Genomic DNA, 22,940 nt, shown 5'->3' on the forward strand with positions numbered 1-22,940 from the left:
ATTTATTTTTTATAAAGGTGATAATATGAAAATCAGAAAAGCTGATATAAACGATGTTGAAAAAATGCTTGAAATATATAACTATGAGGTTGTAAATGGAGTTGCGACTTTAGATATAAAGCCAAAAGTTCTTGAGGAATGGACGGTGTGGTTTAATAAGCATAGCAACAATCACCCTATAATTGTAGCTGAAGATGATGAAGTTATGGGTTATGCCTCTTTATCAGAATATCGTGAAAAAGAGGCTTATAGCTCAACGGTTGAATTGTCGGTATATGTTGGTCACGAATATAGAAATCGTGGAGTTGCAACGGAGCTTATGAAAAATATTATTGAAATTGCAAAAAATGACGATACTATACATATGATAGTTTCTGTCATAACCAGCGGAAATGAGGCAAGTAAAAAGCTTCATAAGAAGTTTGGCTTTAATTTTTGCGGAACGATACACGAGGTCGGCTATAAGAAAGGAAAGTTTCAAGATATAGATAATTATGAATTGATATTATCAGAGAGAATTTAGTTAATGCACTTCCCTAAGATACTCAAAAGTTTAGGCCAAGCCTTTTTAAAGGCCTGACCTAAACTTTTAAATGTATTAGATGAGCTTGTTAGCCAATCGGTAGTTCATTGCTAATCTCTTCGACTGCGTCAATAATATTCGTTTATCAATGTCGAGCGATTCCGCGTCTTGACGGCGGAGGCACTCCGCCTTGACCTAAATTTTAAGTGTCTAAAATAAGTGTATTAGCTAAGCGACATTTTTAGAAAATTTAATCAAGAAAATCCTTTAATTTCTTACTTCTACTTGGGTGACGAAGCTTTCTCAATGCCTTAGCCTCTATCTGTCTGATACGCTCACGAGTAACATTAAACTCCCTGCCAACCTCTTCAAGTGTTCTTGAACGGCCGTCCTCAAGTCCAAAACGCAAACGCAAAACCTTTTCTTCTCTTGAAGTCAAGGTCGAAAGAACATCAGATAGCTGCTCTTTCAATAATGTATGTGACGCTGCGTCCTGTGGTGCTGGTGCATCATCATCAGGTATGAAATCTCCAAGGTGGCTGTCCTCCTCCTCACCAATAGGTGTTTCGAGAGATACTGGCTCTTGTGCTACCCGCATAATCTCTCTTACCTTATCAACCGGCATATCAAGCTCTGCTGCAATATCATCTGCTGATGGCTCGTGTCCATTTTGGTGCAAAAGCTGGCTTGAAACCTTCTTAACCTTATTAATAGTTTCAACCATATGAACAGGTATACGGATTGTTCTTGCCTGGTCTGCAATAGCCCTTGTTATTGCCTGACGAATCCACCATGTTGCATAGGTTGAAAACTTAAAGCCCTTTGTATGGTCGAACTTCTCAACAGCCTTGATAAGTCCGAGGTTGCCCTCTTGTATAAGGTCGAGGAACTGCATACCTCTGCCAAGATAACGCTTTGCTATACTTACAACAAGCCTGAGGTTAGCTTCTGAAAGGCGTTTCTTTGCGGCCACATCGCCCTGTGAAATTCTTATCGCAAGGTCAACCTCCTCATCTGGCGAGAGCAACGGAACTCGTCCGATTTCTTTAAGATAAATCTTAACTGGGTCATCAATAGAAACACCATCTGGTGCTGGTTCGGAATCATCATCGCTATTTTCGTTTATGTTTAAATCATCAAGAGATAAATCCTCTGTATCCTCTATAATCTCAATTCCATTAGATTCAAGTGCGTCATAGATTTTTTCTATCTGCTCTGGGTCTAATTCATCACCAAGAACATCAAGTATCTCCTTACTTGAAAGCTGACCCTTTGACTTTCCTAAGTCAAGAAGCGTTTTAAGTGGATTTGCCGGCTTCTTATCCTGTTGCTGTAATGTACTCATATTTTTGTCCTCCTACTTTTTTCTTTCCCTCAATTTTTTGAAATATTCCAACATTTCTTCATCACTGGCTGATGCTGCTTTCTCTGGAGAAATTTTCTCTTTCTCTTCAAGCAGAATATCAATATATTCTTGAATCGCCCGTTTCGGATTATTTTCTCGTGGACGAGATGATAAAATCGAAGTAATGCTACTCATCTCATCAGCGGTGAAAGCCTCCGATATATCCATAGGCGAAACTGAACGCATTTCCTTAACCCTCTCAAGCAAAACGCTGAAAACTCGCTTATTAAATGAAGTGACGAACGAGTCCGCAGAAATCCTTGACATTATAGTATCCGCAAGGTCTGGGTTATTTATAAGTATAGCAATTATTGCCTCCTCTGCATTTGCAGCACGAAGATTTCTATGCTTTTCGGGGTTTATCCTGTCATTAGCGGCAGAGGTTTTAAGCTGTATGTTTCTTATTCGCTCTTTACTTTCTTTTCTGAAGGAACGCTTTCTATATTTTTCAATTTCATTCTTAATAGATGATTTAGAAACAGAAAGCTCCTCGGCAAGCTCTCCTGCATAAACATCTGCATCAATATCGCTGTTAAGTTCAGCAAGAAGTCTGGCACATTCATTAAGAAAGCTTATTCTCTGTTCGGGGATTTGCGTATCATATTTCTTGCGGACCTTCTGTATCTGATAGCGAACATCGTTTCCGCTTGATTCAAGAAGCTTTCTGAATCTTACTGGTCCTTGTTCGCCATATGAGCGGATAAATTCATCAGGGTCTTTTCCACTTGGAACGGTAATTATTCTTATGTCGATACCCGTCGGACGAAGTATCCCGATTGCACGAGAAGTTGCCTTTTGACCCGCCTCATCGGCATCATAGCATATTGCAACCGTATCGCAATAGCGTTTTATAATCATTGCCTGTTCGGTTGTAAGAGATGTTCCGAGCGTAGCAATGGCATTCTGAAAGCCTGCTTGATGAAGTGCGATAACATCCATATAACCCTCGCACAGAATAAGCATATTTTCTCCGACATTTTTTGCAAAGTTAAGTGCAAAAAGATTTGAGCTTTTCTTAAACACAGGCGTATCTGATGTATTAAGATACTTAGGCTTTTCATCAGACATTATTCTTCCGCCGAATGCGATTACATTTCCTCTTACATCAATTATCGGAAACATAACTCTGTCAAAAAATCTATCCATTGTATGACCGCTTCTTGTTGTAAAAGCTAAGTTTGCACTGACAAGCTCAGAATCCTTAAAGCCCTTTGCTCTAAGATAATTGACAAGTGCAAAGCGTGACGGTGGCGAATATCCTAAGCCAAAATGCTTTATTGTTGCCTCGGATAAAGCTCTGCCACGCAAATATGAAAGTGCGTGTACACCGTCTTGCGAATACAAAGCCTTATGAAAAAATCTTGCCGCCTCACGATTTGCCTCGAAAATGCGTTTTCTAAGCTCACTCAAACCTTTAGATTGTGTATCTGTCGGTATTTCAAGCCCTGCACGAGAGGCAAGAAGCTTTACTGCGTCAATATAATCAAGGTTTTCTATACGCTTAATAAAAGTTATCACATCTCCGCCTACGCCACAGCCAAAGCAATGAAAAAAGCCGTTTTCAGGTGAAACGCTGAATGAAGGCGTTTTTTCGCTATGGAAAGGGCAAAGTCCGACGAGATTTCGACCTACTCTTTTCAAATTTACATATGATGATATAACATCTGCAATATCTGTTCTTAATTTTAGTTCCTGTAAAAATTCATCAGGTAACGGCATAATAATCACCCCCTTATTTTAAATATCTATCCTTTTTGTTACATTCTTTACTATAAAAATCCAAGAACATACCCTTGTATAATATAATACGCAATAAATTTCAAAATCCCTACAAGCTTTTTGAAAAAACTTAATAAAATTTAAAAACAGAAAGTTTTCAACAAAGCAAAAAACCTGCGGTGTGCTGTCCGCAGGTTTCTTTAAAAACGAGGTTTGAAAAAAGGTTTGTTATTAAAACAAAAAAATTAGAAAGGAAAGAAAAAATCTTAGCAAGTTGTTTTCCTCTTGCTGATATAAATATTACTCTTAATACCTTAAATTTACTTAAAGTTACGGTTAACAATTTATGAACTATTAACACCGATTAGCTAATGCATTTCCCCAAGAAACTTAAAAGTTTTGCTCAAGCTTTTTCAAAAGCTTGCAGGGTTGAGGGACGGAGTCCCTCATGGGTTTTAAGGGCAACGCCCTTAACATTCTTTGCTCTCTAAGCGGTGGACTTTGTCCACCGCTTAATCTCTTTTGTTGACAACATTAGTCAAAAAGGGGCGGACATTGTCCGCCCCTTTAGGGAGTAAGAGATGTTAAGGGCTTCGCCCTTAAAACCCACCAAAGGCTCTGCCTTTGGAATCCGCGAGCCTTTGAAAAGGCTCGACCGAAACTTTTAATTGTCTTAGAGAAATTTATTAACCAATCGGTAGTTCATTGCTAATTTCTTCGACCGCGTCAACCATCTTCCCTAATCAACTACGAGCGAGACTTGTCGAGCGATTCCGTGTCTTGGGAGCGGCGGCTCGCCGCCTCGACCGAAACTTTTAATTATCTTAGAGAAATTTATTAACCAATCGGTAGCTCATTGCTAATTTCTTCGACCGCGTCAACCATCTTCCCTAATCAACTACGAGCGAGACTTGTCGAGCGATTCCGCGTCTTGGGAGCGGCGGCTCGCCGCTTTTAATTGTCTTAGGAAAGTTTTTAAATCTTATTCCAGTTCAAACGCACCTGTATACAATCTATAATACTGTCCGTGCTGTTTTATCAAATCCTCGTGGCTTCCTCGCTCAATAATTCTTCCTAATTCAAGAACCATTATTACATCTGAATTTCTTACAGTTGAAAGCCTATGTGCTATGACAAATACTGTTCTGCCATACATAAGCCCGTCCATTCCTCGCTGTACGATTTCTTCTGTTCTTGTATCAATCGAACTTGTAGCCTCATCAAGAATCATAACAGGCGGGTCTGCAACTGCCGCTCTCGCAATAGATAAAAGCTGTCGCTGTCCTTGTGAAAGGTCTGAACCACTACCTGAAATAACTGTATTGTAGCCATCTGGCAAATGTCTGATAAAACCGTCCGCATTAGCAAGCTTTGCGGCAGCTATACATTCCTCATCGCTTGCATTAAGATTACCGTAGCGGATGTTATCCATAACTGTTCCTGTAAACAAATTAACATCTTGCAAAACTATACCAATAGAACGGCGGAGGTCGCTTTTCTTGATTTTGTTTATGTTAATGCCATCATAGCGAACCTTACCGTCTGCAATATCATAAAATCTATTGATAAGGTTTGTTATAGTTGTTTTGCCTGCACCAGTTGCACCAACAAAGGCAACCTTTTGCCCAGGTTCGGCATAAAGTGTTATGTCGTGCAAAACTATCTTGTCTTCAACATAGCCAAAATCTACATCGTGAAGCTCTACTTTGCCCTCAAGTTTTGTATAGGATACTGTTCCATCTGAATGTGGGTGTTTCCAAGCCCATATTCCTGTACGCTCCTCAACTTCAACGAGTTCATCATTTTTGCCATACTTTACATTGACAAGAGTTACATAACCATCATCAACCTCTGATTCTTCGTCCATAAGCTCGAAAATTCTCTCTGCACCTGCAAGAGCCATAATAACTGCATTGAGCTGTTGGGAAATCTGTCCCATAGGCTGTGTGAATGACTTAGAAAGCTGTAAGAATGATGCAATAGCACCAAGCGTAATTCCACCAATTCCATTAACAGCGAAAACACCGCCGATTATCGCAATAAGAATGTACTGAACATTACCGAGATTATTCATAACCGGCATAAGAACATTCGCAAACATATTTGCGGCTGCGGAATTTTTGCAAAGTTCTTCGTTTTTCTCATCAAAGCCCTCTTTTGCCTTTTCTTCGTGACAGAAAACCTTAACAACCTTCTGACCGTTAATCATTTCCTCTATATATCCATTGATATCACCTATTGACTGCTGTTGCTTGACGAAGTATTTTGCACTTTTGCCAGCAATTTTACCTGTAACAAAAAGCATAAATGATACGAAAACTACTACAAGGAGTGTAAGCCATATATTTGTTGCAAGCATTGCAAAGAATACCGAAACTATTGTAATAAGCGATGAGAACATCTGTGGCAGGCTCTGAGAAATCATCTGTCTGAGCGTATCGGTATCATTTGTATAACGGCTCATAATATCGCCGTGTGAATGTGTATCGAAATATTTTATAGGCAAGGTCTGCATATGCTCAAACATTTCATCACGAATATCTTTAAGAACACCCTGTGCAACTGTAACCATAAGTCGGTTATATAAAAGCGTAGCCACAATGCCTATAATATATATTCCAGCCATAAAGATTATTGCTTTGAAAAGTCCTGCAAAATTCGGGACAGCCTCAATCAAAAGAGGCTCTATATAATCATCTATAAGTGTTTGCAAGAAAAGCGAGGACGCAACACCTGTTAATGCACTTGCAAGGATTGATATAAGAACTACAACCAATCTGCCTTTATATTTAAACACATACGAAAGAAGTCTTTTTGCGGTTTTACCTGTATTTTTACTTCTTACAGGTTTTTTTGTTTGTTTTTGATTACTCATTAAATCTCATTCCTTTCTGTATGAATTTTACTGCTGTGAGCTTTTTGTCTGTGAAGTATAAACCTCACGATAAATTTCATTTGTCTTGAGAAGCTCTTCATGTGTACCGACAGCATTTATCCCGCCATCGTCCATAACGATTATCTTATCAGCATTTTCGATTGAGGAAATTCTTTGTGCTATGATAATCTTTGTTGTGTCAGGAATTTCTTCAGCAAAAGCTTTTCTGATAAGCGCATCTGTCTTGGTATCAACTGCACTCGTAGAATCGTCGAGAATAAGAATCTTCGGCTTTTTAAGCAAGGCTCTTGCTATGCAAAGTCTTTGCTTCTGACCGCCTGAAACATTTGTACCGCCTTGCTCGATATATGTATCATAGCCCTTTGGAAATGTAGAAACAAAGCTATCTGCCTGTGCAAGCTTACATACATTGACAATTTCTTCATCTGTTGCATTTTCATTACCCCAGCGGAGATTTTCTTTAATCGTTCCTGAGAAAAGAACATTCTTCTGCAAAACAACCGCAACAGAATCACGCAAAGCCTCTATATCGTAATCCTTGACATCAAATCCGCCGACTGTAAGCTTACCCTTTGTAACATCATAAAGTCTTGGGATAAGATTTACAAGGCTTGTCTTACCTGAACCCGTTCCACCGATTATACCGACCGTTTCGCCAGATTTAATCGAAACCGAAATATCACTCAAGCACATTTCGTCAGCATCTTTCTTATATGCAAAGCTGACATTATCAAAAATAATAGAGCCGTCCTTGACTTCCTTTACTGGATTTTCGCCATTTGTGATGTCGCTTTCTTCATCAAGAATTTCTGCTATTCTCTCCATAGATGCACGAGAAATGATAATCATAACAAAAATCATTGAAAGCATCATAAGGCTCATAAGAATCTGCATCGCGTAGGTTATAAGACTCATAAGCTGACCTGTTGTCATACCAACAGCCGGGTCATTGCCAGAGAGAACTATAAGTCTTGCTCCGAACCATGAAATCAAAAGCATACAAGTATAAACACAGAACTGCATAAGTGGCATATTCCAAGCAAGAAGTCTTTCTGCCTTACTAAAATCCTTAAAAATGGATTTCGAGATTTTGCCGAATTTCTCATTCTCGTGGTCTTCTCTTACAAAAGACTTTACAACTCTTATTCCATAAAGATTTTCTTGCACAACATTATTCAACTTATCATAAGTTTTAAAAACACGCTCAAATATCGGGTGTGCCTTAGACATTATAAAGAACAAGCCTACTGCAAGAATAGGCACAATATATAGGAATATAAGTGCCATAGATGAGTTTACATTAAAAGCAAGAACCAATGCACATATGAGCATTATCGGAGCACGAACCGCAACTCTTATAATCATCATATAAGCATTCTGAACATTAGTTACATCTGTTGTAAGTCTTGTTACGATACTTGCGGTAGAAAATTTATCTATATTTGAAAAAGAGAAATTTTGAACCTTGTAATACATATCCTTACGAAGATTTTTCGCAAAACCAGCTGATGCTATAGCTGCACTTCGTCCCGAAAGTATGCCAAAAATCAAGGATATAAGCGCAAATACTACAAGCACAACGCCCATTTTTACGATATATTCAAGGTTGCCATCATCTATACCGAAATCTATCAGATTCGCCATAAGAAGTGGTATTACAACCTCCATTATAACCTCAAAAATAACAAAGACAGGTGCAAGTATAGAGTGCTTTTTATACTCTCTTACACTTCTTAAGAGCTTTCTAACCATATTTTTACCTCCTGCTCTACTCTAAATTTTTTTTGATTTTTTGAATTGTTGCAATAAATGCACTGATTTCTTCATCGCTAAGACCTGCTGTCATTTTTTTGTCGATTTCTACAATATCAATTTCGATAATTTTATTAAGCTCAATCGCCCTATCAGTTAAAACCAGCTTTTTAAGTCTTGCATCATATGGTACGGATTCACGCTTGATAAGTCCCTTTTCTTCCATAATAGATAAAGCCTTTGAGGCTGTCGAACGGCGGATAGAAAATTCTTTTTCTATATCCTTCTGAAAAATATCCCTATCACGATTATGTACAAGATAGCCTATAAGCCAGCCTGTAGCACCTGTCAGCTCATCAACACGCTTTATGTTTTCAGAAGCAATAATCTGTCTATGCAACATATTATTTACAGCTCTAAGCTCAAATCCGATTGTATGCTTATATGCCAAAAGAATCATCTCCTTAAAATTGTTAGTTTACGAATTGTTTCGTAACTAACCGTTCTATAGCTAACATTATACTCATATATTTTTTGATTGTCAACCTTGCCTTATATAAATCTTGTGATGTGTTTTTCTGAAAATTATGTTATTATTTAATAACGAAAGGAAGATTTCAATGTATGAATACAAATTGATACGCTCTAAGCGTAAATCTATTTCTCTTGAGATTTCTAAGAATTTAGATATAATAGTCCGCTCACCATATGGCTTTCCTAAATCAGAAATAGACCGTTTTGTTACATCAAAAAATGACTGGATAACTAAAAATCTTGAAAAGATGAAAACAAGAACTGAAAAATATCCAAGTCAAATTTCTGAAAATGAGGCTAAATCTTTAATAGAAAAAGCTAAGAAAATTCTGCCTGATAAAGTTGCATACTATTCTAAGCTTATGAACTTATATCCAACAGCATTAAAAATTACCGCTGCAAAAACTCGTTTTGGAAGTTGCAGCGGTAAGGATAGTATTTGCTTCTCTTATTTGCTAATGCGTTATCCTGATGAAGCCATTGATTATGTTGTTGTTCACGAACTTGCACACATCAAATATAAAAATCACAGCAAAGCTTTTTATGCCTTAATAGAAAAATATCTGCCCGATTATAAAGAGCGTGAAAAACTGCTAAAATAAATATTCACCACAAAATTATTACTATTAGTATAAATTTGAAATTAAATACAAAAAGGAATATTATATAGATATTTTTTACAATATATTAAAATTGATTTTGTTGCGAAAAATTGTCTATGCTTGATTATTTAACTATAATAGGGTATAATGTAGAAAAAATAAAAAATGGGGGTTATTAAAATGTACAAAGATTTGTGCGATTCAATCGGTCTTGTCGCTCAATACGACCCAGATGTCGCTGCTGCAATGAACGATGAACTTAAAAGACAACGCAGAAACCTTGAGCTTATCGCTTCTGAGAATATCGTTTCTCCTGCTGTTATGGCGGCTATGGGTTCAGTTCTTACAAACAAATATGCTGAGGGCTATCCTGGAAAGAGATATTACGGTGGCTGCCAATGCGTTGATGTTGTAGAGCAAATCGCTATCGACAGAGCTTGCAAGCTTTTCGGTTCAGAATATGCTAATGTTCAGCCACATTCAGGTGCTCAGGCTAATACAGCAGTTTATTTTGCAATGCTTGAGCCAGGTGATACTGTTATGGGTATGTCACTAAGCGAGGGCGGACATCTTACTCACGGTTCACCAGTAAATATTTCTGGTAAATACTTCAACTTCGTCCCTTATGGCGTTGACCCTGAAACACACAGAATCAACTATGACAAGGTTCTTGAAATTGCTAAGGAAGTTAAGCCAAAGATGATTGTCTGCGGTGCAAGTGCTTATCCAAGAATTATCGACTTCAAGCGTTTCAGAGAGATTGCCGACGAGGTCGGTGCATATCTTATGGTAGATATGGCTCATATTGCCGGTCTTGTTGCAGCAGGCGTTCACCCAAGCCCAGTTCCATATGCACACTTCACAACAACTACTACTCATAAAACCCTTAGAGGTCCAAGAGGCGGTCTTATTCTTTGCAATGAGGAATACTCAAAGCAGATTAACAAGGCTATCTTCCCTGGTACTCAAGGAGGTCCACTCATGCACACAATAGCCGCTAAGGCTGTTTGCTTTGGTGAGGCTCTCAAGCCTGAATTCAAGACATATGGCGAAAATATCGTTAAGAACGCTAAGGCTCTTGCTAATGGTCTTGTTTCAAGAGGTCTTAACCTTGTTTCTGGCGGTACAGACAACCATGTTATGCTCCTTGACCTTCGTGATAGAGAAATCACTGGCAAGGAACTTGAGCATAGACTCGACGAGGTTTATATAACTGTTAATAAAAATACTGTTCCAAACGAGCCACGCAGTCCATTCGTAACAAGCGGTATCAGAATTGGTACTCCTGCGGTTACTACAAGAGGTCTTGGCGTTGAGGAAATGGACAAGATTGCTGACTTCATTTCACTTTGCGTAAATGATTTTGAGGGCAACGCAGATGATATTCGTGCAGGTGCAAACGAAATCTGCGCTAAATTTCCACTTTATGAATAATTTAAAACAGCAGTATATCTGACTGCTAAAGGCATAGCTTAATTATGAGCTATGCCTTTTTGCATATGCTTATAAAATAAGTTTGCAAAAAGTAGACATTTTAAAGTAGACATTTGAATAATTTTGAGGTATAATAAATTATATTTGTATAATATTCCGAAAGGATGGAAAGTTTATAATGAAAAATGCTATAAAAAAAATTGCGGCTTCTACAATCTGTGGTGCTTTGCTTTTGAGTATGGCTGGCTGTGCAGATACTTCATGGAGCGTTAAGAAAAATGATGATGAAACTCTTTCTGTTGGCACATATATCTATTATATGACTCAAGCATATAGCGAAGCCAAAGAAAAAACTGGCAAATCTGGCGATGTTGTTCTCAGCGAAACTATTGATAAGAAAACAGGCGACCAATGGATTCGTGACAGAGCAAAGGAGCTTTGCGTAGAGCAAATGACTCTCGATAAGCTTTGCAAGGATAATAAGATTAATATAACAGATGACGAAATAAACGCTACTTATACTGATAAGAGTGCTTTCTATGGATATTACTCATATTCTGATATGTGGGTTATGTCTAAGCAAAGCTATGAGGCTATGGGTATTTCCGAAAATTCATATAAGAACGCAATAATCAAGACTGCTCTCGAAAAAGACAAGCTTTTCAATAAGCTTTATGGCGAGGGAGGCAGTAAGGAAGTTAAGGATAGCGAGCTTGAAAAATATTTCAAAGAAAACTATGTAAGCTATAAATATCTTACAACCTCTTTAAACAAAAAAGATAGCGACGGAAAATCTACAACTATGACTGACGAAGAAAAGGAGGTTGTCAAAGCTCAATATGAAAGATATGTAAAAATCATAAATGAGCAAGGCAAAACAATAGATGATGTTGCTGCACAATATGATAAAGATTATCCTTCCGAATCATCTACTGAAAGCTCAAGCGAATCAAGCCAAGAAACAACCTCATCAGCCTCTTCAGAAAAATCAAGTCAGCCTGAAACAACTTCATCTGAAGCTTCTACTGAAAGCTCAACCGAAAGCTCTAATTCTTCTACAACAAAAAGCAGCTCGGTACAATCATCAATAGAAGATTTGAGCAATGAAAACTTCGTATTTGGTGATGAAGTCAAGAAAAAGCTCAAGGAAATGAAAGATAATGAGGCTGCTTATGTTGCAACTTCTTCTGCATACTACTTCCTTTATAAGACACCTATTGCCGACGAAGTAAGTTCCGCACTTGATAAGAATAACACAAGCAACTATCGTTCTACAATTCTTCACTCTATAAAAGACGATGAATTCGATAAGTATATCGAAGAGCAAGGAAAGAAAATTGATTACGAATTCAATGATGCCGCATATAATAAATATACACCATCAAGAGTTATTCCTGATTCCGATAATTCAAAGGACGAATCTTCAAAGGCTTCAAGTGAATCAAGCACAGAATCTTCAACAGAATCTAAGACTTCAAGCAAAGCAAGCAAGGAAACTTCAACAGAATCTAAGACTGCAAGCGAAGCAAGCACAGAATCTTCAACAGAATCTAAGACTGCAAGCGAAGCAAGTAAATCAGAAAGTTCTGCACAAGGTTAATCATTAAATATAGCAATGGCGTTCAGATTGAATAAGTCTGAACGCCATTTTTGTTTGTAAAAAATCAAACAATTATGATTTAATATCGCTTATTTTCAAATTGAATTTAATGCCAAGATTATCTGCGGAAATCTCTTTTAAAAAGCCTTCCTTAGAAATTGTCACATCAAAATTTATTACAAGGCTATCTAATGTTGATTTATTATCATCAATTAGCTTTCTATAATAGCTGTAATCTTTGTTTCTCTTAAAAACAGCTTGACTATTTGTAAGTATACAATCAGCTATTGAGTATGGTTTCATAGCAAAAGTCATAATATCGCCATTTTCAGTGCTTTCTGTGGTTAAACCAAGAATTTCAGTTTTGCCCTCATCACTACTTAGAATATTATAAATATTAGCCAGCGAATTTTCGATTTCATCAGCATTAACATAATCCTGCCAACCTATTTTATCTATAAGGCCTTGCCAATCATTATTGAAATTTGTTATGCTAAAATCTTTAGTTTCAGAAAATAAAGCAAAGAAATTTTCAGCATTTTTCTCAGTTATATCTATAATTTCTGTCTTGTCATTTTGATTATAAAGAATTTTCCCACCATTACCTACGCAATTTATTTTTATATTTATCTTATCTTCCTTTTTAGAAGCGCTTGTAATTGGCTTGGAAATAATATCAAATTCCGCAGTAAGCTTTTTGCCGTCTAGATTGATTTCATATCTGCCCGTAAGTGTACTAAATCTATCTTTAAATGGGTTTTCTAAAGTAGCGTCAACCCTTGCACTATAAGCAGTAAACGTATTTTTTGAGGCAGAAATCATCTTAAAAAATGGCTCTGAATGTAAAGAATTGATTTTAAAGAATAATATCGCAGTTGCTATAATAGCCGAAAAAACAACTATGGCAATAAGTATAAATATAGTTCTACGAAATTGATTCATAGATTTCTTTAAGTCAGGGTCACTTTTTTCGGTTTCCAAAAATATATCATCTTGAGTGTTTTTTATTATAAATCACCTCTATTCTTAAAAGCTATTAATTTTTATAATAAAATAAATATATCACAAGCAGTATAAAATATCAACTTTTTAAAATTAAATATAAAAAATATGTATATAATGTTGACAATAAGTGCCGTATATTGTATTATGTATCTAAGACAATAGGAAGAAAGAAGGAAAAATTTTGCAGCTTATAGTAAATAATATTACTAAGTCATTCGGCGAAAAAGAAGTTCTTCGTGGAATAAGCCTTAATGCCCATAGTGGCAAAGCTTTAGGTCTGCTTGGTAGAAATGGTGCTGGCAAAACTACCACTATCAGAATTATTATGGGGGTTTTCCCTGCAGATAGTGGAGAAATTCTTGTCGATGATAAGCCAATCAACAGAAATGAACTGACTATCGGATACTTGCCAGAAGAAAGAGGAATGTATCCAAAGAAAAAAATTATCGACCAGCTTGTTTATTTTGGCAGGCTTCATGGTTTAAGTAAGAATGATGCTATCTCATCTTCAAAGCAATGGCTTGAACGCCTTTATATGACAGAATATGCCAATAACAAGCTCGAAACCCTTTCTAAAGGTAATCAACAAAAAATTCAGCTTGCAACGGCAGTTATGTGCAAGCCTCCAGTCGTAATTCTCGATGAGCCTTTCTCTGGCCTTGACCCTGTCAACGCTATGCTTTTAAAGGATATTATCAAAGAGCTTATCAATGAAGACACCATAGTATTTTTCTCAAGCCATCAAATGAACTATATCGAAGAATTTTGTGAAGATATTGCAATTCTTAATGGTGGCACAATCGTTCTTAATGGTGCTATCAATGACATAAAACGCAGTTATCGTAGAGATATGATAGCTATTGATTCACTTGATTATAAAAATATTCTCAAGCTTATCTTTGAGAAATTCTCTAATGAGATAATCTCAGCCGAAGCCGATAATGAAATTGATAACAGAGTTAAGGTCAAATTAAAGGAACCGTCCTCAAAACAGTCACTATATAATCTTATTTCCTCAAGCGGAATAGATATTGATGGAATGGGCATTATACAGCCGACCTTAAATGATATTTTTGTTGAATATACGGAGGACAAAATATGAAAACCAAAAGAAAGAGTGCCTTTAAAACCATTCTTGGCTTTGAATATATTTCTGTAATTAAAAATAAGGCATTTATAATCAGTACAATACTTGTAGTTGCTACTTTGATTCTTACATCATTTTTGCCTGCACTTATTATTGGACTTACTTCCTCTGATAGTAGTGACGAAGAAACAGAAAAACCAAAAATCGCAGTTGTAAACAAGGCTTACGAAAAAGACGATGTAATCGTAAAAGCTATTACAGATAACTTTAACGACTATGATGTAGAAATCATAAAAAGTGAAAGTGATGCTCAAACAGGCGTTAAAGATGGACTATACAGCTTCTCTATAATCCTTAATAAACCGCTTGAATATAACTATATCACGCTCACACAATCCATTTATGATACAACCACCGATATGGTGGATACTGCTATTACATCAGCATACCGCACAACAGAGCTTGAGAAAAAGGGCATTTCTGCTCAGGAATCTGAAAAAATCCTTTCAGCCTCGGCCAAGCGAAATATTGTTACACTTGGAACAGACCAAACAACTGCATATATTTCTACATATATTCTTGTTATGGCACTATATATGGCTATTCTTGCATATGGACAGCTTGTTGCTAACAGCGTTGTCACAGAGAAAAGCAGTCGTGCTATGGAAATGCTTATAACCTGTGCCTCACCATCAGACCTTATGTTTGGAAAGGTTATCGGTGCTGGGCTTGCAGGCTTTACTCAAATAGCAGTAATTTTCGGAGTAGGAGCAATATCACTTCCTGTTATGTTAAACTCTATGCCTGCTGACCTTAAATCTATAATTTCTTTCCCTATCGAATCGGCACTTTTTGCTATACTATTCTTTGTTCTTGCTTTCTTTATATATGCCTTTGTTTTTGCTGCAATAGCATCTCTTGTTTCAAGAATAGAAGATTTAAGCAGTATTATGTCACCGGTTATGTTTATAATTATATTTGTCTTTATGGCTGTTGTTTTCGGTATGAACAGTGGTGAGCTTAATAGCCCTCTTATGATAACAATATCCTACATACCTTTCACAGCACCAATCGCTATGTTTGCAAGAATAGCAATGAGCGATGTAGCCGCTTGGGAAATTATTATTTCGGTAGCAATTCAGGTTGCATCTGTATTCATACTCGGAAAGCTTGCTGCTGCTATTTATCGAGTAGGTGTTCTTCTCTATGGCAAGCCACCAAAGCTTGGTCAAGCATTAAAAATGGTATTCAGCAAAAAAGCCCGCAGCTAATAAATTAAAAGTTTTGCTCAAGGCAGCGAGCCACCGCTACAAAAGACTTGCAATTTATAAAAAAGTTTTGTACAATATATTGAGAGTTTATTCTGTATGAAAGGCTGATTATATGAAAAAATTATATGCTGTTATTATCTCAATACTTGTGCTTTGCGGCTCAGTCTTTATGTCTGGCTGTAGTGATTTTACTTTTAATCCTATTGGCAAATGGGAAAATATCGAAACAAAAACAGTAGACGGCTTAGATGTAGAAGACCCATATGACAGAAGCTTTTATCTTATTTTCCGCCATGATGGTACAGCCTATATGACACTTGGAGATACTAAGTTAGATGTAGATTTTTCATACATATATGATGATGAATCTGTTACAATAACCAGTAAACCTCAAAATAGCAATAATAAACCAGTTTCAGTTAAATATAAGCTAAAAGAAAACGGCACTGTTATGGAAAGTGAAATCAATGGACTAATCAATATATATAAGCGAGTATAATTAAAAGCTTATATAAAACATAAACGAGCTATCAGATTTGATAGCCCGTTTTATTTATCTGCTTAACAGAATTAATTTTAAATATATGAATTAAAATTATGCGTTGCCAAGACGAATCATTTCATCTATGCACTTTCTTGATTGTGCAATTTCTTCATCGGTCATCTTAATCTCAAAGGCCTTACCATTATCAATATTTTCGATTGAACGAAGAACATCATTAAGGGTAGTAAGCTTCATATTAGGGCAAAGAATTTTCTTTGAAAGAATGTAGAAATCCTTATCAGGACATTCATACTGAAGGTCCTCTGCAATACTCATTTCTGTACCGATAATAAATTCTTTGTGGTCGGATTTCTTGGCATAATTTGCGATGCCTGATGTAGAACCTACATAATCAGCACGCTCTACTACTGCTGGAATACATTCAGGGTGGACAAGCACAAGTGCTGCTGGGTGAAGCTTCTTAGCCTCCTCTAAATCCTTGAGAGTAACAGACGCGTGAACAGGGCAGCCACCTTGCAAAAGCTTAATATCCTTTTCAGGAACACTTTTCTTTACAAAATCTCCAAGGTTGCAATCAGGGATAAATAAGATTTTATCACTCTCCATATTCTTGACGATTTTTACGGCTGTTGATGAGGTTACGCATACATCACATACTGCCTTGAGTGCGGCTGTTGTGTTGATATATGCTACAACTGTTCTATCTGGCTCCATTTTTTTGAGCTGTGAAATCATATCAGGCTCCATCTGCTCTGCCATAGGGCAGGTTGCAAGCGGATTTGCAAGGAATACACGCTTATCGGGAGAAAGCATTTTTGCTGTTTCAGCCATAAAGTGAACACCACAAAGGAGAATATTCTTTGCGTTTGTTTTCTGTGCCTCAAGACTAAGCGTGAATGAATCACCAACAAAATCAGCAACTTCTGTAATCTCTCTTGCAACATAGCTATGAGCAAGAATAAATACATCTTTTTCCTTTTTAAGCTTTAAAATCTTATCCTGTACATCTCTAATCATAATTAACTTCCTCTCATAATATTAATGCTGTTGAACAAGCGAACTAAGTTTGCCCTTAAATATAATATAAGCTCAATGATAAATATTAATTTATAATTAACTTTGAAAAACTATCAATTTCAAGGCTTAACTAACATTTATCTTTCAGGGAACCCCCTGCGAGGCTTCCCTATGAAAAACATTCCACTGGAATGTTTTTCTGCCCTCCTATGCTTTTAGAAGGATAAAGTATTTCGCTCTCTGCGGAGAGCGAACAAAGGCTCTGCTGTAGGTGACTACCTTTGGAAACTGCAAGCTTTTGAAAAAGCTTGCGCAAAACTTTTAATTTTCCCATAATTAATATAAGATTAAACAAAAATGAATTTTATTCTACATTTGTTTTAGAAATAGTTCCGCCACCTACAACAATATCGCCTGAATAGAATACTACTGCTTGTCCTGTTGTAACAGCCCTTTGTGGCTCGTCAAAGATAACCTTTATATCTCCATTTTCGAGCGGATATATTGTTGCTGGCTTTTCAACCTGACTATATCTTGTCTTTGCAGTCACCTTCATAGGCTCTGCTAATTTTTCTATTGAAATAAGGTTTATGTCATTTGCAATAAGTCCTGTTGTGAATAAATCCTCATTCTTGCCGAGTGTAACGGTATTATGTTCCATATCCTTAGAAACAACATAAGCTGGAGCACCAAGCGAAATATTCAAACCCTTTCGCTGACCTATTGTATAGCGAATTATGCCATTATGCTTGCCAAGAATATTTCCCTCAGCATCAACAAAATTTCCTGCTGGAAAATGTTTGCCCGTATCTCTTTCTATAAAAGAAGCATAATCACCATCAGGCACAAAACAAATATCCTGACTATCAGGCTTATTTGCATTGATTAAGCCAAATTCTCTTGCTATCTCTCTGGTTTCCTCTTTGGTATATTCACCTATAGGAAAGAGAGTTTTTGAAAGCTGTTCCTGTGTCAAGGCATAAAGCACATAGCTTTGGTCTTTCTTATGGTCTTTGCCCTTTTTGAGAAGATAACGGCCTGTTTTTTCATCATATGCTCTGCGAACATAGTGTCCCGTTGCGATATAATCACATTCCATTATTTCGGCACGCTTTAAAAGTGCGTCAAACTTGATAAATCTGTTACAGTCGATACAAGGATTTGGTGTATCGCCGTGAATATACGCATTATTAAAGCGGTTTATAACACATTCACGAAAACGGTCACCAAAATTGAACACATAATGCTCCATACTAAGCTTAAATGCGGCATTCCTTGCGTCCTGAACATCATCGAGTGAGCAGCAGGTCTTTGTTCGGTCGAGTGCAATATCTTCGTTTGTAAAAAGCTTGAGCGTTACTCCGACAGCCTCGTAATCTCGCTTTAAAAGAACAGCGGCAACCGAACTATCTACACCACCACTCATAGCAACAAGAACCTTGCCCTTTGGCATAGGCTTCACCTCTCATAAATTTACGATTTAGGATAGGTTTATTATACTACAAGCCATAGATAAAATCAACTTATAATTACCCAGTAATCTAATAGGCATTTAATCTATAATAGTTTTTTGAAAATGGGATTGATAAATTTTCCAATAAAAGATATAATTAAATTTATAATGTAAATAATTCAAGGAGGTTCAGTAATGCCATATATTGATACTAAAGATGTTATAAGCCAGAGTTTTAAAAACCTTATGGAGAAAAAATCTTTTGATAAAATTACGATTTCTGATATATCAGATGAGGCTAAAATAAACCGTCAAACATTCTACTACCACTTTCACGATAAGTACGAGCTTTTAAATACTATATTTTATAATGATGTAATAGTTGAACTTATTGATGGATTTTCAATTGATAACTGGGCAGAAAAGTTTTTAACCATGCTCAACACCTTGAAAAAAAATTCTAAATTCTATAAAAACGCCCTGCATACATCTTATGGCGGAGAATTCAGAGCCTATCTACTTAATCTTACACAAAAACTACTTTATAATCTTATTGGCACATTAACTGGTGAAAATTCAGTAGATGACTTAGACAGAGTTTATGTAGCTAAATTCTTTGCTTACGGAATAACTGGCACTATTATCGACTGGATAACTACCGGAATGAAGGACAGCCCCGAATTTATCACCAACCATCTTAAAGACATTATTGATGATTGCAAAATTTTAATCGTTGCAAAATATCTGAAATAAAAAAACGGCTATCGCAATTTTCTTGCGGTAGCCGTTCTCAATATTAAATTATGCAGTAGTTTTCAGGGAACTCTCATACACTTAGAGGAACATAAAGTATTTCGCTCTCTGCGGAGAGTAACAATGGTATTACCCTTGCCCTACGAGCAGCTTTCACCAGCAAAGCTGGTGTAGAAAAGGCTCGAGCGAAACTTTTAATTATCCTACATAAATTTATTACAACTTAAAAACTCATTTTTACATCATTTCTCTTAGCTGATTCAGCCTCAAAGAATTCCTTTTTCTGAAGACTCATTGCACCTGCAACAATGCTCTTAGGGAATGTTACTATCATCTGGTTATACTGAGAAACATTTGCGTTATATGCTCGCCTTGCAGCCTGAAGATGTTCTTCAACATCATAAGCAGCCATTTGAAGCTGTTTATATACCTGAGATGAAAGAAGTACAGGATACTGTTCAGCAACAGCATTGATTCTGCCCATAGCCTCATTAATTGAATTATTGAACTGTGAGCGGTCCTGCATAGAATTCATCTGGCGTTTTTCGATTGTGCCTTGAATTACATCTGTTTCGTGCTTTGCATATGCACGAGTAATATCGAGCATCTTTGTAAGTGTATCATATCTCTTTGTGAGGGCTACATCTATTCCAGATTCCGCCTCATTGATTTTAACTTCTGTTCTGCGGAAGTTATTTGATGTAGAAATCCACCAACCTATAATAATGATAAGAACTAAAGCTACAATACCTATAATAATATAAATTCCAATATCCATAATAAACTCCTTCTGACAGTTAAAGCTGTCTGTAAATTTTTATTTAAATACTTAAAGCGTTAGCTTCACATCGGAATATTCCCCTTAATAATTGATTGAGATAATTATATATTACGGACTATAAGCAATAATTGTCTAAAAGAATTATAAGAAAATTATTTTTAAATAATTAAAAAATTAAATATAAATTATTTGCATAAACATTATCATCTATTTTCATAAGCTCAATTAAATCTGAATTTATTTATATTGCTACTCTTAATTTTAGAAGCCATTATTATTTATTGGTGGCATTGGGTTATTTTGATATGGTTGTTGATATGATGGTTCTTCATTGTGCTGAACATAAATATTATCATTAATATTAAGAATTGCCACTATACCACTAACAAGGCTAAAATCATATTTGAATTTCTGTATATCTGACATAAGATTAATTTTGCGTAAATTTGGTTCAAACGAATCTTGACCATTATTTATAAATATATGTAAAATTCCATCTTTAAAACAAGCAACAATTGTACCCTTTGCATTCTGCTTTAAATACATAAGTCTTTCTATAATCTGTGGTGTAAGCAAATAGTAGGCCAAGTGCATATCACTTGATTTTACAGTAAACATTTCGTTAAAAAGCGGATTTTCAAGCTGTATGTCACTAAGTTTCTTTCTCTTTGCTCCATAAAAAAACTTTTTATCTTTTATTATAACTGTCCCCTGAAATTGCTTTGGATAATTAAACCCTATCCATCTTCCCTTGAAATATGTCATAGAACTATCATCGTCCTTATATTCTACAACAAGGTCCGATTGAGCAAAATATACATCGTGATATTTTCCTGTTATGAGGTCCTCTGTATGATACATGTTTCCGTTAATAATAGCATTTAAATCCTTATAAACACTTTGTGGTATGCCAAAATGCGGTTCATATACAAGCTCCTGAACCTCTCCTTCAATAGCTTTTCCGATAACATAATTTTTATAATCTGCCAATGTATATTTGTTCGGGTCTTCTTTATTCACTAAGCTTTTTATAATAAACATTATAATTGCTATGATAGTCGATATTAAAATTATAGCTCCTACTATCTCCAAAAATATTAGTATGTTTATTTCATAATAGCCTTTGAGTATAATCATTATTATAGTACAAACAAAAAACACTATACCAGAAATTATTTTACTACGCTTATCCTTTCTTGCATAATCTGTCAAATCTATCATTAACTTTTGCTCATCTATCTGCTTAGGCGGAACAGGATTTCTCCTCAAAAAGTGCATAAAGCCTAAAAATGGGTTGCCTTCCTTATAAAAAAATATTTTTGGGTCAGCTTTTCTCTCTGCCTTATATCTTTCGTTTACATTAATCTCATTATACACATCGTTTGTTTGATAGTTTTTCGCCATATAAACTCTCCTTAGAATCTTCCACCCTGTATGCCTATTCCTGAGCCATTACTTTTCGGAGGTGTAGAATTAGAATAGTTCTGATACTGCGATGGCTGTGTTTTGCTTTGAGCATAAAAGCCGTTATTGACCTCTAAAATATCTATTGTTTTGCTGACAAGAGAAAAATCTTTAGCAAAGCTTTCTGTATCCTTGGCAATATCTAAGTTATTAACATCAAGCTCAAATGCGTTTTCTCTGTTATGTATGCCTATATGAAGCATACCGTCCTTAAAGCAAGCTATTATTGCTCCTTTAGAACTCTGCTTTAATTCCATAAATCTTTCAACAAGCTGTGGTGTTAAGATATAATAGCCCAACTGCACATCATTTGTGCTTACCGTAAACATTTCATTAAATGTCGGATTTTCGAGCGTTATTACTTCAAGGTCATTTCTGCTTATTCCAACAAAATCTTTATCTTTAACTATAACTGTTCCACTGAATTTTTTCGGATAATCAATAACTATCCATCTACCACTAAAGTGTGTAAATGTGCGTCTTTGTTCTGAACCAGTATTTTTAGAAGATACATTAAGGTCTGATTGCACAAAATAAACATTATTATATTTACCAGTTATAAGGTCCTCTCTATGATATGTATTTCCTCTGCTGGCAATATTAACATCGCAATATACACTCTGAGGCAAACCGCAATAAGGCTCATAAATTATTTCTGAAACCTTATCACCAATAGCTTTTTTAATAATATGTGCTTTATATTCCTCTATTGTATAACTTTTATTATCTTTTTTATTTAAAGCGGAGGAGGATTTTATGTTCCACACAATAAATATAGCAAGTGATATTGCAGACAATAAAACTAAGGTTAAGCAAAACCATACATTCATAGCCTTAAACATAAATAAAAAGACAATCAAGAGTAAGGCAGAAACAACTACTCCGCCTGCCTGAATCCCAGCTTTACTGCCATATTCTGCTCTATTGCTAAAATGCTCAGAAAGAGCTTGAAGCATTTCTTGCTCATCAATCTCTTTTGGTGGAACAGGTTTTCTTTTCAGAAAACGCATAAAACCCACAAAAGGATTGCCAGTTTTATTAAAAAATACGCTTGGGTCGGCCTCATATTCATTGGCATTTCTTTCATTTATATCAAATTCATTATAAACATCATTTTCTTCCATTTTTAATTACTCCTA

Annotated in this window: 19 protein-coding genes; 8 read left to right on the top strand and 11 right to left on the bottom strand. The window is 36.0% G+C overall.

Annotated features, from left to right (window positions below; genetic code table 11):
• Positions 1–25 precede the first annotated feature (25 nt).
• Positions 26–523, top strand: coding sequence for a GNAT family N-acetyltransferase (locus C9914_RS04720; RefSeq protein ID WP_106763716.1), 498 nt, complete (start codon positions 26–28; stop codon positions 521–523).
• A gap of 250 nt (positions 524–773) precedes the next feature.
• On the opposite strand, the gene rpoD is transcribed toward C9914_RS04720, so the two are convergent.
• The 5 genes from rpoD to C9914_RS04745 all read right to left on the bottom strand — a co-directional run bounded on the left by rpoD (position 774) and on the right by C9914_RS04745 (position 8,746).
• A complete protein-coding gene (gene rpoD, locus C9914_RS04725; RefSeq protein ID WP_022264653.1) occupies positions 774–1,868 on the bottom strand; it encodes an RNA polymerase sigma factor RpoD in 1,095 nt (364 codons plus the stop codon).
• A 12-nt stretch (positions 1,869–1,880) separates the two neighbouring features.
• On the bottom strand, positions 1,881–3,647 hold the full coding sequence (dnaG, locus tag C9914_RS04730) for a DNA primase (protein ID WP_106763718.1): 1,767 nt from the start codon (positions 3,645–3,647) through the stop codon (positions 1,881–1,883).
• 982 nt (positions 3,648–4,629) lie between these two features.
• On the bottom strand, positions 4,630–6,522 hold the full coding sequence (locus C9914_RS04735; RefSeq protein ID WP_106763719.1) for an ABC transporter ATP-binding protein: 1,893 nt from the start codon (positions 6,520–6,522) through the stop codon (positions 4,630–4,632).
• A gap of 27 nt (positions 6,523–6,549) precedes the next feature.
• The gene (locus tag C9914_RS04740) at positions 6,550–8,295 is read right to left on the bottom strand and encodes an ABC transporter ATP-binding protein (RefSeq protein ID WP_106763721.1); all 1,746 of its coding nucleotides are present in this window, start codon (positions 8,293–8,295) and stop codon (positions 6,550–6,552) included.
• 16 nt (positions 8,296–8,311) lie between these two features.
• The gene (locus C9914_RS04745; protein ID WP_158707331.1) at positions 8,312–8,746 is read right to left on the bottom strand and encodes a MarR family winged helix-turn-helix transcriptional regulator; all 435 of its coding nucleotides are present in this window, start codon (positions 8,744–8,746) and stop codon (positions 8,312–8,314) included.
• A 169-nt stretch (positions 8,747–8,915) separates the two neighbouring features.
• Here C9914_RS04745 and C9914_RS04750 point away from each other — a divergent pair, with 169 nt between their 5' ends.
• From C9914_RS04750 to C9914_RS04760, 3 genes are all read left to right on the top strand, one after another.
• Positions 8,916–9,431 (top strand): M48 family metallopeptidase, encoded by a 516-nt coding sequence (locus C9914_RS04750; RefSeq protein ID WP_106763725.1) that lies wholly within the window; start codon positions 8,916–8,918, stop codon positions 9,429–9,431.
• A 180-nt stretch (positions 9,432–9,611) separates the two neighbouring features.
• Positions 9,612–10,865 carry a serine hydroxymethyltransferase gene (gene glyA, locus C9914_RS04755; RefSeq protein ID WP_106763727.1) on the top strand — a complete coding sequence of 418 codons (1,254 nt, stop codon included), beginning with the start codon at positions 9,612–9,614 and terminating at the stop codon, positions 10,863–10,865.
• Between the two features lie 178 nt (positions 10,866–11,043).
• Positions 11,044–12,465, top strand: coding sequence for a hypothetical protein (locus C9914_RS04760; protein ID WP_106763729.1), 1,422 nt, complete (start codon positions 11,044–11,046; stop codon positions 12,463–12,465).
• A gap of 72 nt (positions 12,466–12,537) precedes the next feature.
• Here the strand turns inward: C9914_RS04760 and C9914_RS04765 are convergent, their stop codons facing one another.
• On the bottom strand, positions 12,538–13,446 hold the full coding sequence (locus C9914_RS04765) for a hypothetical protein (protein ID WP_106763731.1): 909 nt from the start codon (positions 13,444–13,446) through the stop codon (positions 12,538–12,540).
• Between the two features lie 205 nt (positions 13,447–13,651).
• Between C9914_RS04765 and C9914_RS04770 the strand changes: the two genes are divergently transcribed.
• The 3 genes from C9914_RS04770 (at position 13,652) to C9914_RS04780 (ending at position 16,327) form a co-directional block, all read left to right on the top strand.
• On the top strand, positions 13,652–14,572 hold the full coding sequence (locus tag C9914_RS04770) for an ABC transporter ATP-binding protein (RefSeq protein ID WP_106763733.1): 921 nt from the start codon (positions 13,652–13,654) through the stop codon (positions 14,570–14,572).
• Positions 14,569–15,828, top strand: a complete 1,260-nt coding sequence (locus tag C9914_RS04775; RefSeq protein ID WP_106763734.1) for an ABC transporter permease — start codon at positions 14,569–14,571, stop codon at positions 15,826–15,828. The genes C9914_RS04770 and C9914_RS04775 overlap by 4 nt, the downstream gene beginning before the upstream one ends.
• Before the next feature lie 112 nt (positions 15,829–15,940).
• Positions 15,941–16,327 carry a hypothetical protein gene (locus C9914_RS04780; protein ID WP_106763736.1) on the top strand — a complete coding sequence of 129 codons (387 nt, stop codon included), beginning with the start codon at positions 15,941–15,943 and terminating at the stop codon, positions 16,325–16,327.
• Between the two features lie 96 nt (positions 16,328–16,423).
• On the opposite strand, the gene nadA is transcribed toward C9914_RS04780, so the two are convergent.
• Positions 16,424–17,350: a quinolinate synthase NadA gene (gene nadA, locus C9914_RS04785; protein WP_181013438.1), complete on the bottom strand. Its 927-nt coding sequence runs from the start codon at positions 17,348–17,350 to the stop codon at positions 16,424–16,426.
• Between the two features lie 364 nt (positions 17,351–17,714).
• Positions 17,715–18,803, bottom strand: a complete 1,089-nt coding sequence (gene mnmA / locus C9914_RS04790; protein WP_207654834.1) for a tRNA 2-thiouridine(34) synthase MnmA — start codon at positions 18,801–18,803, stop codon at positions 17,715–17,717.
• Positions 18,804–18,998: 195 nt separating this feature from the next.
• On the opposite strand from mnmA, the gene dhaS reads away from it, so the two are divergent.
• The gene (gene dhaS / locus C9914_RS04795) at positions 18,999–19,556 is read left to right on the top strand and encodes a dihydroxyacetone kinase transcriptional activator DhaS (protein WP_022264668.1); all 558 of its coding nucleotides are present in this window, start codon (positions 18,999–19,001) and stop codon (positions 19,554–19,556) included.
• A 223-nt stretch (positions 19,557–19,779) separates the two neighbouring features.
• Here dhaS and C9914_RS04800 read toward each other — a convergent pair whose 3' ends face one another.
• The 3 genes from C9914_RS04800 to C9914_RS04810 form a co-directional block, all read right to left on the bottom strand.
• Complete coding sequence (locus tag C9914_RS04800) at positions 19,780–20,334, bottom strand: LemA family protein (protein WP_022264669.1); 555 nt, start codon at positions 20,332–20,334, stop codon at positions 19,780–19,782.
• A gap of 264 nt (positions 20,335–20,598) precedes the next feature.
• Positions 20,599–21,741 (bottom strand): DUF3137 domain-containing protein, encoded by a 1,143-nt coding sequence (locus C9914_RS04805; protein ID WP_106763740.1) that lies wholly within the window; start codon positions 21,739–21,741, stop codon positions 20,599–20,601.
• Positions 21,742–21,752: 11 nt separating this feature from the next.
• Positions 21,753–22,925 carry a DUF3137 domain-containing protein gene (locus C9914_RS04810; protein ID WP_106763742.1) on the bottom strand — a complete coding sequence of 391 codons (1,173 nt, stop codon included), beginning with the start codon at positions 22,923–22,925 and terminating at the stop codon, positions 21,753–21,755.
• Positions 22,926–22,940: the final 15 nt, after the last annotated feature.

It is taken from the genome of Pseudoruminococcus massiliensis, assembly GCF_900291955.1.
GTDB lineage: Bacteria > Bacillota > Clostridia > Oscillospirales > Acutalibacteraceae > Pseudoruminococcus > Pseudoruminococcus massiliensis.

Excerpts from the sequence above, each read along its gene's own strand:
- C9914_RS04720 (WP_106763716.1), top strand. The coding sequence starts at position 26 with ATGAAAATCAGAAAAGCTGATATAAACGATGTTGAAAAAATGCTTGAA.
- rpoD (WP_022264653.1), bottom strand. The coding sequence starts at position 1,868 with ATGAGTACATTACAGCAACAGGATAAGAAGCCGGCAAATCCACTTAAA.
- dnaG (WP_106763718.1), bottom strand. The coding sequence starts at position 3,647 with ATGCCGTTACCTGATGAATTTTTACAGGAACTAAAATTAAGAACAGAT.
- C9914_RS04735 (WP_106763719.1), bottom strand. The coding sequence starts at position 6,522 with ATGAGTAATCAAAAACAAACAAAAAAACCTGTAAGAAGTAAAAATACA.
- C9914_RS04740 (WP_106763721.1), bottom strand. The coding sequence starts at position 8,295 with ATGGTTAGAAAGCTCTTAAGAAGTGTAAGAGAGTATAAAAAGCACTCT.
- C9914_RS04750 (WP_106763725.1), top strand. The coding sequence starts at position 8,916 with ATGTATGAATACAAATTGATACGCTCTAAGCGTAAATCTATTTCTCTT.
- glyA (WP_106763727.1), top strand. The coding sequence starts at position 9,612 with ATGTACAAAGATTTGTGCGATTCAATCGGTCTTGTCGCTCAATACGAC.
- C9914_RS04760 (WP_106763729.1), top strand. The coding sequence starts at position 11,044 with ATGAAAAATGCTATAAAAAAAATTGCGGCTTCTACAATCTGTGGTGCT.
- C9914_RS04775 (WP_106763734.1), top strand. The coding sequence starts at position 14,569 with ATGAAAACCAAAAGAAAGAGTGCCTTTAAAACCATTCTTGGCTTTGAA.
- C9914_RS04780 (WP_106763736.1), top strand. The coding sequence starts at position 15,941 with ATGAAAAAATTATATGCTGTTATTATCTCAATACTTGTGCTTTGCGGC.
- nadA (WP_181013438.1), bottom strand. The coding sequence starts at position 17,350 with ATGATTAGAGATGTACAGGATAAGATTTTAAAGCTTAAAAAGGAAAAA.
- mnmA (WP_207654834.1), bottom strand. The coding sequence starts at position 18,803 with ATGCCAAAGGGCAAGGTTCTTGTTGCTATGAGTGGTGGTGTAGATAGT.
- dhaS (WP_022264668.1), top strand. The coding sequence starts at position 18,999 with ATGCCATATATTGATACTAAAGATGTTATAAGCCAGAGTTTTAAAAAC.
- C9914_RS04800 (WP_022264669.1), bottom strand. The coding sequence starts at position 20,334 with ATGGATATTGGAATTTATATTATTATAGGTATTGTAGCTTTAGTTCTT.
- C9914_RS04805 (WP_106763740.1), bottom strand. The coding sequence starts at position 21,741 with ATGGCGAAAAACTATCAAACAAACGATGTGTATAATGAGATTAATGTA.
- C9914_RS04810 (WP_106763742.1), bottom strand. The coding sequence starts at position 22,925 with ATGGAAGAAAATGATGTTTATAATGAATTTGATATAAATGAAAGAAAT.